Annotated in this window: 9 protein-coding genes and 1 pseudogene; 6 read left to right on the forward strand and 4 right to left on the reverse strand. The window is 40.8% G+C overall.

All coding sequences use genetic code 11. From position 1 onward, the window contains the following. Positions 1-273: 273 nt before the first annotated feature. The gene (locus tag ACX27_RS23210) at positions 274-933 is read right to left on the reverse strand and encodes a PEP-CTERM sorting domain-containing protein (protein ID WP_062295882.1); all 660 of its coding nucleotides are present in this window, start codon (positions 931-933) and stop codon (positions 274-276) included. 420 nt (positions 934-1,353) lie between these two features. Then, positions 1,354-2,677: pseudogene (locus ACX27_RS23215) on the reverse strand (ABC transporter substrate-binding protein). A 254-nt stretch (positions 2,678-2,931) separates the two neighbouring features. On the opposite strand from ACX27_RS23215, the gene ACX27_RS23220 reads away from it, so the two are divergent. Continuing rightward, a complete protein-coding gene (locus tag ACX27_RS23220) occupies positions 2,932-3,729 on the forward strand; it encodes an FkbM family methyltransferase (RefSeq protein ID WP_062295884.1) in 798 nt (265 codons plus the stop codon). Positions 3,730-3,736: 7 nt separating this feature from the next. On the opposite strand, the gene ACX27_RS23225 is transcribed toward ACX27_RS23220, so the two are convergent. Continuing rightward, on the reverse strand, positions 3,737-4,405 hold the full coding sequence (locus ACX27_RS23225; RefSeq protein WP_062295886.1) for a glycosyltransferase family 2 protein: 669 nt from the start codon (positions 4,403-4,405) through the stop codon (positions 3,737-3,739). 215 nt (positions 4,406-4,620) lie between these two features. Here ACX27_RS23225 and ACX27_RS23230 point away from each other — a divergent pair, with 215 nt between their 5' ends. Beyond that, positions 4,621-5,916, forward strand: a complete 1,296-nt coding sequence (locus tag ACX27_RS23230) for a chloride channel protein (RefSeq protein WP_062295888.1) — start codon at positions 4,621-4,623, stop codon at positions 5,914-5,916. Positions 5,917-6,253: 337 nt separating this feature from the next. Here ACX27_RS23230 and ACX27_RS23235 read toward each other — a convergent pair whose 3' ends face one another. After that, positions 6,254-6,466 carry a hypothetical protein gene (locus tag ACX27_RS23235; RefSeq protein WP_062295891.1) on the reverse strand — a complete coding sequence of 71 codons (213 nt, stop codon included), beginning with the start codon at positions 6,464-6,466 and terminating at the stop codon, positions 6,254-6,256. A gap of 436 nt (positions 6,467-6,902) precedes the next feature. Between ACX27_RS23235 and gyrA the strand changes: the two genes are divergently transcribed. The 4 genes from gyrA (at position 6,903) to ACX27_RS23255 (ending at position 11,525) form a co-directional block, all read left to right on the forward strand. Next, positions 6,903-9,485 carry a DNA gyrase subunit A gene (gene gyrA / locus ACX27_RS23240; protein ID WP_062295892.1) on the forward strand — a complete coding sequence of 861 codons (2,583 nt, stop codon included), beginning with the start codon at positions 6,903-6,905 and terminating at the stop codon, positions 9,483-9,485. Then, a complete protein-coding gene (gene lnt, locus ACX27_RS23245) occupies positions 9,482-11,092 on the forward strand; it encodes an apolipoprotein N-acyltransferase (protein ID WP_062295894.1) in 1,611 nt (536 codons plus the stop codon). The genes gyrA and lnt overlap by 4 nt, the downstream gene beginning before the upstream one ends. 71 nt (positions 11,093-11,163) lie before the next feature. After that, on the forward strand, positions 11,164-11,340 hold the full coding sequence (locus tag ACX27_RS33020) for a DUF6888 family protein (RefSeq protein ID WP_200929850.1): 177 nt from the start codon (positions 11,164-11,166) through the stop codon (positions 11,338-11,340). Further along, complete coding sequence (locus ACX27_RS23255) at positions 11,337-11,525, forward strand: DUF6887 family protein (RefSeq protein ID WP_062295898.1); 189 nt, start codon at positions 11,337-11,339, stop codon at positions 11,523-11,525. Before ACX27_RS33020 ends, ACX27_RS23255 begins: the two co-directional genes overlap by 4 nt. The last annotated feature ends 53 nt before the right edge of the window (positions 11,526-11,578 follow it).

Raw genomic sequence — 11,578 nt, forward strand, 5'->3', positions numbered from 1 at the left:
TCTCTCCAGACGCATCAATACCCACGTCTGATAGGTCTAGTAGGGGCTGATCTGTAGCTAACGTGAAGAAGACATCTAAGTTTATTACCCAGTGAATTGAAGTTTGATAGCAGCGATTATCTAGAATCTCACAAATTGGGTACAGGTACAATGACTTATCAAATTTTGTAGTCTCTAGTTTGACATAAATAAAGAGCGATGGGCGATCGCTCTCATATTAGTATTTATTTACATTTAACTGCATTAATACACACAACCATAGAGATTGTTTGGTCATACATCCGAGTTAGCTTTTTGTTGTTGCTTTTTTTTATAGCGTAAAGCCACACCAAAAGCACCTGCTGCTAATGAACCGACAATAGTTGCAGGTTCAGGAACAGGCTCATCACGCTCAGAACTCCGAACCGTGAGATTTGATCCCAAAAATCGATCAAATGTATTTACCACCCCAAATCCTATAGTGTAAGTGCCGCCTGTGATGAATGTGTAAGCAGTTCGAGACGCAGTTTGTCCAAAATTACCTACCTGACGTATATCAGCCAGTCTATTTAGAGAAGTGCCAATAGAGTAGAAAGAAAAATCATTGTAAGGTAAATAATCACCAGCTTGGAACTGCCAATCAAATGTCAAAACATCTCCAGCTTGGACTGTCAGCGTGTTTTTAATTGCAGAACCATTGTTAACATTTTGACTATTAAAAGCATCTAAAGTTCCAGGCGCTAGTCCCAAGAATGACTCTAGATTAGTGTCAGAAACGCCGCCATCAGTCAACAGAGCAGCTTGCTCATCACTCAAGTTAACATTCCCAATACTCTGCCATTCTGTAAAATCTGAAATATTGATCACTGCTGCGGGAGATGGACTAGCAGTAAAAACAAATACTGCTCCCGCACCAGCCACTAGTAAAGTATTTGTCAAACTAAAATTCTTCATTGTATTTACGCTTGTGAAGATGACAAAGTTGATACGCAGAAAGGTATAAGGGTATGAGGTTTTAAAGGGGTGTAGGTGTGCAGAACTCTTACCTCCTTCTCATCTCACTCGAAAATCTTTATACGTAAGTTATGCTATTGATGTTGATACACAACACTTTTCTCTAAAAAACCATCCGAAGCAAGTGTTTTTACTGAAGCTTCATAAAATTTTTATATCTAAAAACATAAATCATGTTTTTAGATAAGCTGCTATCAGCCATCATCAATTAGGGCAGAAACTGAAAATCAAATAGCTCGGCAAATTCTCAAAGCCACTGCTGGTAAATACAATATTCATTCATCGCTGTATTAAGGCGATCGCGATTAGAGACCTCACTAATCACGGTTTTCTATAAAATTGGTGTAAATTTGCTCTGTTTCATTTTTCCCAAATCAGTTCTAAACGTTCTTGAGCTTGGTTAAGCGCAGTTTGGGGAGAATCACCTAGCAAAGTCGCCTCAATTGCTCGACCAAGACTTTCAGATATCCGACTATATCCAGCTAAAGTGGGACGAGAGCGTGCTACAGACATTTGATCTAAAAAAAACTTTGATCCAAGGTTTTTGCTTGATATATTGCTGATAAGCTTCGCTTTGAGCAGATTTGAGATTAACTGGCAAAAAACCTGTACCAATAGACCATTCTGTTTGAAATTCTTCACTTAAAACATATTCTAAAAATTTCCGTGCAGCTTGCTCTTTCTCTGGAGTAGTTTTCATCACATAAAAGTTACCCGTACCTGTGACAGTTGCTTGTTCAACATCTCTGGGTATAGGGAAAACTTGATAGTCTGTCTGAGACTTAGTGATATAAGTCCAAGGGCCAGTAATTTGCATAGCTACACGCCCTTGAAGAAAAGCATCTTCTTCATATCCTCGTTCTGGCGGCGAAAGAGTGGCGGAACCATCTTTTAATAAGTCTTGCCAAAACTGAAGCGCGTGGACTGCTTGGGGGTTATTTAAATTCGGGACACCATTGCTGACAATTTCACCGCCAGCACTCGATAAAAAGGGAAACCAACTAAAAACCGTCCATTCTCCCTTACCCATAGGTAGCAACATTCCATATTGTTCTGGCCGTCCATCCCCATTGCGGTCTACAGTTAATTTTTTGGCAACTTCCCGCAATTCTTCCCAAGTGTTGGGTGTATCTGTAATTCCCGCAGCTTGAAAAAGTGTGGGACGATAAAAAATGCCAATATTACTTGTATACAGTGGTACTGACCATAAATGTCCATCTAACTTTAATTCGTCTAAAAGCTTCTGGCTAAGTTCTGATTTTAAAGGTAGTTTGTCAAACCAATCTTCTAACGGACGAACGGCACTAAGTTCGACTAACTGACCAGTAATTTGGGGGTAAAAGCAGAGAATATCGGGCGGTACTTTACCAACAACTGCTGTTAAGATTTTTGGTAGTTGTTGACCCAGTTGACCAGCGTAAATAGATTCTACCTGGACATCAACATGAGTTTGATTGAATTTATCTACTAATTTTTGAAACACATCACGATTTACAGGTGGATTAATTCCATGCCATAGTGTGATGCGAGTAACTTGCTCATTTTGGGTTTCTCTTACCTCACAACTCGATAACAAAATAATGCTGATACTCAAGATAAACAGGAAAATAGTAATTCGCGAAATAGAACCAAGAAACTGATGAAGAATTTTAAGATTGGAGAAGGTAAAAATAGTAAGTTTCATAGAACTTTCCGTTATATACAGTCTGTATGATCGCTAAACGCCTATTTATAAAGTAAATATTAAGTACGGTATGTTACGGCTATATCAGGCTTTGTTGCTTTGAAACAGAGAATTAGCTTTAACGCAATTTATCTCTTGATATTTTAAGCATGGCTATAACGCACCCTAAAATTTAAGCTTTACTTTCTAAAATATCCCTAAAAATACTAATTTAGATTAAAATATTACGTATTTGCAATTAGGATAGGTCAAATATGGATAAAAATTTAGTCATAGATGTTGGTGTTCATACAGGAGAAGATACTGAGTTTTATCTCAAAAAAGGATTTCGAGTTATTGGTATTGAAGCTAACCCCAATATTTATCATGACACTAAGCAAAGACTAAATTCCTATATAGAAACTGGTCAGTTGCTACTTTTAAATATTGCTGTATCACCTCAAAATCAACCAATTACTCTTTATGTCAACCTAGACAGAAGTTTTTGGAGTACAACTTCACCCGATTTTGTCCAGCGTAACGAGTTTTTTGGTACACGTTCTACACCTATAACAGTAGAAGGGCGAAGATTTGAAGATATTTTACAGGAGTTTGGCACTCCCTATTATCTAAAAGTTGATATTGAAGGTGCTGATATATTATGCTTACAGGGTTTACAGAAAGTTGAAAGCAAACCGCAGTTTCTATCCATAGAATCTACAAAAGTATCGTGGAATGATCTGCTAAAAGAATTTACGCTGTTAAAAGAACTTGGGTACAAGAAATTCAAAGCTATCAGACAACCAGATGTACCTCAACAAATCTGTCCCTTTCCAGCGAAAGAAGGTCAATATATTAATCACAAATTTGAATACGGTGCTAGTGGACTTTTTGGAGAAGAAGCACCTGGAGCTTGGTTGTCAGAAACTGAAGTACTCAAGGTCTACAAACGGGTTTTTCTGGAATATAGACTTTTGGGTACAAATGGGATTTTAAAATTTCCTTTAGGAAAAATATTATTAGAAAGTCTGCAACTAAAAGAGCCTTGGTATGATACTCATGCTAGTCTTTAAGTATTGTTTATGGTAATGGGGATTGGGAAGTTGATTCTAAGAAGCTTTTAGTCACACTAGTTTCTGCTCTTGTATAAATATATGTTTGCAACTCAGGTAACTTTTGAGTTCTAAATAATTTCTCCGCCCGTTCCCAAAAATCAGTATCTTCTCCGTAAGTCATATTATTAAAACCTTGCAAATCAAAAAATACTTGTCTTTTACCGAAAAAGGTCGGGCCAAGTACGCATTCTCGCAGATTTATGATTTTACCGGGTTGAAAATAGTCTGCAACCCAAATCTCTTCATCTGTAAGAAATCCACCTTCAATTAAATCAATTTCTGGATACTGTCGTAGATATTTAAGGCGAGTCTCTAGATGTTCTGGTAAATAAGCATCATCGCTATCTAAAAATGTGATGTACTTCCCAAAAGATGCTTGAATACCAGCATTTTTGGCATGACACTGTTTTTTATTTTGATGTTTTAGATAACGAATATTGGGGAAAACATTAATATATTGATCTACAATTTCAAAGGTATTATCTGTACTGCCATCGTCTACTATAATTAATTCCCAATCTTGAAAAGTTTGGGCAAGCACACTATTAATACAACGATTTAAATATTTGCCGCGATTGTAGGTACAAATAATAATTGATATTTCTGGCAGTAAGTCAAAAATTACATTAGTCATGATGCAATCCCTCAAAAATCTAAAATGCTCAATAATATACTAATCTTATGGGATTTATAAACTACTCATTTCAGCAGAAAAAGAGACTAGGCTAAGTCAGTGGATTAGTTTTTAAGTGATTTATGACTGCTAAAGTAAGCAAGTATAACGGAAATATTGTACAAGATAGTAGTAAATCTTCATTATTTTAGTTTTTATCAAAAGGATATCCACAAGTGCCATTAAATCCACTACCCCCAAACAATCAACCCCAAAGTTGGGCATTAACGCAACTGTTCGGACTGACAAGGCGTAATCCTTTGATGATTTCTCGCTGGGTGCTGCGTTGGGTGGTGGTAGGGACGGTTAGTGGTTTATTTGCAGGATTGTACTGGAATATTTTAGAACTGTTAACTCATCAGTTGCAAAAATTTCAGGGTTTAAGTTTGTTAATTGTGATGCCACTGGCTGGTTTAATTGTGGGGCTAGTGATTCATTTTTTAGGCAATCCTGGGGAAATTGCCGTGATTGTGGATAATATTCATTTTCGTGGTGGACGCTTGGATGGGCGAAAAAACCCCTCGATGATTCTAGCTTCTCTAGTTAGTATTGCGGCTGGTGGAAGTGCTGGCCCAGAAGCGCCATTGGTTCAGGTTACAGGTTCCTTTGGCACTTGGCTAGGAGATCGCCTGAAACTTGAAGGTGAAGATTTGCGATCGATGAGTTTGGCGGCGATGGCGGCTGGTTTTACGGCTTTGTTTGGCGCACCTCTGGGTGGGGCGATGTTTGCTTTAGAAATCTTGCATCATCAGCATATTGTGGAATACTACGAAGCCTTAATGCCGGCGATTGTTTCTAGTTGTGCTAGTTATTTGGTATTTACGGCGATTACTCATTTAGGAATTGCACCAACTTGGCATTTTCCCCAATATCGCCTGGAAAACATCGATGATTTTGCCTTTGCTATCTTATTTGGGATCATTGGGGCGATCGCAGGATGGATTTTCATCTGGATTTTTCGCACCTGCGACAGCGTTTTTCACCGTATTTCTGGTCTCATTTATGTACGCACTACATTAGCCGGATTGGGAATTGGTAGTTTAGCGACTTTTTTACCTATCACTCGTTATTTTGGCCATGAAGAGTTAGAAACTTTGCTGACAACTAGTTTTTCGGGGATTTTTCTGTTAACACTGGCTTTGGGTAAAATGGCGGCTATTAGTATGACAGTCACAGGTGGCTGGCGTGGTGGATTTATTATCCCCTTATTTTTCACTGGTGCTTGTATTGGTAAAGCCGTGGTAGTTTTGATGCCGGGGATTAATCCTGCTTTAGCAATGATTTGTACAATGGCGGCGATTAACGCAGCAGTAACACGTACACCCATCAGTACAACCTTATTGCTATCAAAACTCACTAGTTTCAGTCCATTTACACCGATTTTATTTGCTAGTTTGGTGGGCTTTTTTCTCGCTCCTAAAGTGCCTTTAATTGCGGCTCAGATGAAGTCACAGCAAGAAGCAATTCATTAATTAGAAATTGTCGAAAAAGTCCTTGGTTGATGGTAGTAAACAGGGAACAGTTGCAGTCATCTATTTTTAGCTCGTATTAACCGTTATATTTCAAAAATATATATGACTTACATTTGATTTCTGAAAGAATACAGTACACCTAAAAAAGGCTCTTTCCTGCTCCCTGCTTTCTACCTTGACAGATAATTTCAAAAATTAAATCGAATTAATACAGCAATTCTAGATAGGTCGTGAACAAAAAATGATGAGAACTAACTGCTAAGAACGCTAAGTCCAAAAAGGAACGCAAAAGAGAATTTGTTCACGCATGATTTAGGATGGCTATATAATTAATTATTCATCTCTTGAGTTGATTTAGAAATTCTTTCTGCTCTGCAATATATTTAGCAATTTCTTTGGCATTTAGAGGAATAACTTTTGTTGTGGGACGAATTGGTTGTAATAGTTTATTGAGACTGCAATAAGAATAACTGGCTTTGCGATACACGCAACCGTAACTTACTCCAGGCAGACGAAAATAACTACCGATCGCTAATTGTTGAAATGTCATCTGTGAAACTCAATATTGATGATTGAACTTTATTATGATAGTCCCGGTAAACTAATAACCAAATATGATATTAAAATCCCTTTACATTGCCGTGATTGCTGTTGGTTTTTTCTATCTCCAGCATTAACTGCTGCTTATTCTTGACCTCTTGTTGAGCAAGGTTGAGGATAACTAGGATTACGGCAAATTGACTTTATTTTGAGATAAATTTGGGAAATTATTTTGTTTAACTCAGGCTTTCTTACTTCAGCTTAATTCTGCACGTTCGCAACACCTATGAAACAAGGTGCTTGATGATAACTCTTCGGGCAAAAAAAAAACAATACGTGCTAGAATTGTATCAAAATATGTCAATTATTCAAGAGTAATTTGGAATAATTTTACGCTTTGCCAACTGTAAAGGCTAAATACTACGATTTTTGGAGTTTTTTCGGTTATGACAACCTCACAGGAGAGGATTATCCCCACGGATCTGCGGAACGAAATGTCCCGGTCTTATCTGGAATACGCCATGAGCGTAATAGTGGGTCGGGCGCTACCAGATGCCAGGGATGGTCTGAAACCTGTGCATCGCCGTATCCTCTACGCTATGCACGAGCTAGGTTTAACGCATGATCGCCCGTTTAGAAAGTGCGCCCGTGTGGTAGGGGAAGTGTTGGGTAAATATCACCCCCACGGCGACACAGCAGTATATGATGCCTTGGTGCGGATGGCGCAGGATTTTTCCATGCGATCGCCCTTAATCAACGGACATGGTAACTTTGGTTCGGTAGATAATGATCCCCCAGCTGCAATGCGATACACAGAATGTCGCTTGCAAGCTTTAACCAGCGCCGCTTTATTACAAGACATTGAATCGGAAACCGTAGACTTTGCAGATAACTTCGACGGTTCCCAACAAGAACCCACAGTTTTACCATCACGCATTCCCCAACTACTACTCAATGGTTCTTCGGGAATCGCGGTGGGGATGGCGACGAATATCCCGCCCCACAACTTAGGCGAACTGATTGACGGGTTGGTGGCGTTGATTCACAATCCTGAAATCACCGACCTCCAGTTAATGCAGTATATCCACGGCCCAGATTTTCCCACTGGGGCGCAAATTCTCGGCACGTCGGCAATTAAAGAAGCATACACTACTGGGCGCGGTTCGATTACCATGCGTGGTGTTGCGAACATTGAAACCATTGAACAGCGCGGTCGTCCCGAACGGGAAGCGATTATTGTCACTGAATTGCCTTATCAAACCAACAAAGCGGCATTAATTGAGAAAATCGCCGAATTGGTGAACGAAAAGCGCATCGAAGGCATTGCAGATATCCGGGACGAAAGCGATCGCGACGGGATGCGAATTGTCATCGAACTCAAGCGCGATGCTTATCCCCGCGTGGTGTTGAATAACCTTTACAAACAAACCCCATTGCAAGCCAACTTTGGGGCAAATATGCTGGCGTTGGTGAACGGCGAACCGCAAATTCTCACCCTCAAGCAGTTTTTAGAAGTCTTCCTTGATTTCCGCATCGAAGCCATCACCAGACGCACCCAATATGAACTGCGAAAAGCTGAAGAACGCGACCATATTTTGCAAGGGTTATTGATTGCACTATCCCATTTAGATGCAATTATTAACTTAATTCGTCATGCGCCAGATGCACCGACAGCCAAAGGGGAATTAATTACAACCTACGGACTTTCGGAAGTCCAAGCCGACGCAATTTTACAAATGCAGTTACGGCGATTAACAGCCCTAGAAGCAGATAAAATTCGCTTAGAACACGAAGATTTACAAAGACAAATTGCTGATTTACAAGATATCTTGGCGCGGCGGGAAAGAATCTTAGAAATTATTGAAACCGAAGTTTCCCAAATTAAAACTAACTTCGCTACACCCCGACGCACGGTCATTACCCACGCCGAAGGCGAAATTGATGAACGTGACTTAATTGCTAACGAAAAGGCAATTATTCTGTTAACAGAACAAGGTTATATCAAACGGATGCCAGTGAACACCTTTGAAGCGCAAAGCCGCGCCACCAGAGGTAAAGCCGCCGCCAAAGTCAAAGATGATGATACTGTAGAGCATTTCTTAACTTGCTGCGACCACGACAGTGTTTTATTCTTTAGCGATCGCGGTGTAGTTTACTGTCTCAAAGCTTATCAAATTCCTGTGGGTTCTCGTACCAGTCGCGGTACACCCATCGTCCAGATGTTACCCATTCCCAAAGAAGAGAAAATCACTTCTATTGTCCCCGTTGACGAATTCAGCGACGACGAATATTTAGTGATGCTAACCAAAGGTGGCAACATTAAGAAAACTGCATTAGCCGCCTTTAGTAATATTCGCGCCAATGGTTTAATCGCTATTTCCTTAGAAGAAGGGGATCAACTGCGGTGGGTACGCCGCGCCAGAGTTGAAGACAGCATCATCATTGGTTCCCGTCTGGGGATGGCTATTCACTTTAGATGTACCCACGAACAACTGCGTCCTTTAGGTAGGGCGACACGCGGGGTAAAAGCGATGAAACTCAAAACCGGCGATGAACTGGTGGGGATGGATATTTTACCAGCCGCCATCCTTGATACACTCAACACCGAAGAAGTCGAAGTTGAAGAAATCGAAACCGAAGAAGTCGAAATTCTCGAAGAAACCGCAGAAGTCCCAGCTAACGGTAGTATCGGCCCTTGGGTGCTAGTTATTACAATGGGCGGCTACGGAAAACGTGTTCCCGTCGGGCAATTCCGCTTGCAAAACCGTGCTGGTCAAGGTTTAATGGCGACCAAATTCAAGAACCGCAAAACCAAAGACCAACTAGCTACCTTGCAAATCGTCAACAACGACGACGAAATCATGATGGTCACAAATCGCGGTATTATTATCCGGCAGGCTACTAATGCGATTTCAATCCAATCGCGATCGGCAACAGGTGTTAGAGTGCAACGCTTGGATGAGGATGATGCCATTACCGGAGTTGCGATCGTACCGCCTGATACTGGTGATGCAGAAGAAGCGGAATGAACGCAAAAGTAAAAAGTAAAAAGGAAAAAGGAAAAGGCGATAATTCATTTTTAACGTTTGCCTTTTACCTTTTGCTTTCTCTGATTAGTGGCGTTTTGATGGGGCTAACCGTTGCGCCTGTGGGTGCATGGTTTCTGGCTTGGATAGCCTTAGCCCCACTTTGGATCATAGTTGTTCAAAAAAGTAACTCTTATTTAGAAGCTAAAAAGCAAAAACCCTTCCTTTTACCTTTTACTTTTTACCTTTTACCTTTATTTTGGGGTGTCGGTTATCACAGCGTCGCCTTATTTTGGATTACTGGGATACACCCGATGGACTGGTTGGGTGTACCTTGGTGGCCGAGTTTAGCTATTACCGTGTTTTGCTGGGGATTTATTAGCTTCTGGGGAGGGTTATTTGTAACTATTTGGGGTGCGGTGATGGCACGCCTGAATCAGTCAAAACCTTGGTTACGTGTGCTGATTGGTACAGCCTTATGGTGTGGTTTAGAAAGTCTGTGGAGTTCTGGTTCATTGTGGTGGAGTTCGCTGGCTTACACTCAATCACCGCATAACTTGGTAATTTTACACCTCGGTCAACTCTCAGGCCCTAATACTGTAACAGCTGCGATCGCCTCAATCAATGGACTCATCGCCGAATCCTACCTATCCTCCGCGTTCTCTGCGCCTCGGCAGTTCGTAAATAAATATTTAACCTTAGCCACAGGACTATTCATCACCCTACACCTGCTAGGCTTTTACCTATATAGCCAACCCATCGCCCAACCACCAGAAGCAGCCTTAAAAATTGGCATCATTCAAGGTAATATCCCCAACAAAATCAAAGTCAAGCCCGAAGGTTATCGCCGCGCCATTACAGGCTACACCAACGGCTATTTAAATCTCACCAAACAAGGTGTAAATGCAGTCCTAACACCCGAAGGTGCATTACCTATCTTTGAACGCAATTTTGGAGATACGCCCTTAATTTCCGCAGTCCAACAAAAAGGCGTAGTAATTTGGGTTGGTGCGTTTGGGGAAAAAGGACGCAGTTATACAAATAGTTTATTTACCGTTAATAGTCTGGGTGAAGTTACTAGTCGCTACGATAAATCTAAATTAGTACCCTTGGGCGAATTTATTCCCTTTGAAGAGATTTTAGGTAAATTAATTAGTCGCTTGTCACCGTTGGATGAACATCAAGTTCATGGTGCAGCCAACCAGACATTTGATACACCTTTTGGACGGGCTATAGTTGGTATTTGTTACGAATCTGCATTTCCTGAAATATTTCGCCGTCAAGCTGCGGTGGGTGGGCAATTTATCCTCAGTTCTTCTAACGATGCCCATTACAGTGCAGCTATGCCATTCCAGCATCATGCTCAGGATATCATGAGAGCAATTGAAACTGATAGATGGTCAGCACGGGCAACAAATACAGGCTATTCAGCTTTTGTAGATCCCCACGGTAGAACATTGTGGATATCTGGCTATAACATCTATGAAATTCACGCAGAGACTATATATCGCCGTCAAACGCAGACTTTATACGTGCGTTGGGGTGATTGGTTGACACCGTTGTTGTTGGGTTTGGGTGTTGTGGGTTGGTTTGTGGGGAAAGCATTTTAAACGCAGAGGAATGCAAAGTACGCGCAGAGGAACGCAAAGGAAGAGGAGTGTATTTGAGGGAATTAGGAGGAATGGAACCAACAGTACAACAATTACGAAGTTTATACCGTGTAGCGGTAAGTGCTAGTAACCTGCTTCAAGCAATCAACGTAGTTAGGATGGACGAACGGAAAAAGCGAATATACGTTTTAGTTGGTGACACAATACAAATAGAAATCTACCCAAACGGGGAGGTTCATCATCCATGAGCAATCAAAATTATCAAACAATGTCGGATGAGCAGTTAAGGGATTATGTTCGATATCATCCGCAAGATATTGAAGCATTTCACGCCTTAATGGATAGATTAGCTCAACGTCCAGGAGTGCTTTGTACTACAGATGAAGAGATAGAAGCAGAGTTACGCAGACGAATACAGGCACAGCAGGATTAAATCAACATTGAATTGAGAAAAAGCGTTGTGTTTGCAGCATAACGCTTTTTAAT

It is taken from the genome of Nostoc piscinale CENA21, from assembly GCF_001298445.1.
GTDB lineage: Bacteria > Cyanobacteriota > Cyanobacteriia > Cyanobacteriales > Nostocaceae > Nostoc_B > Nostoc_B piscinale_A.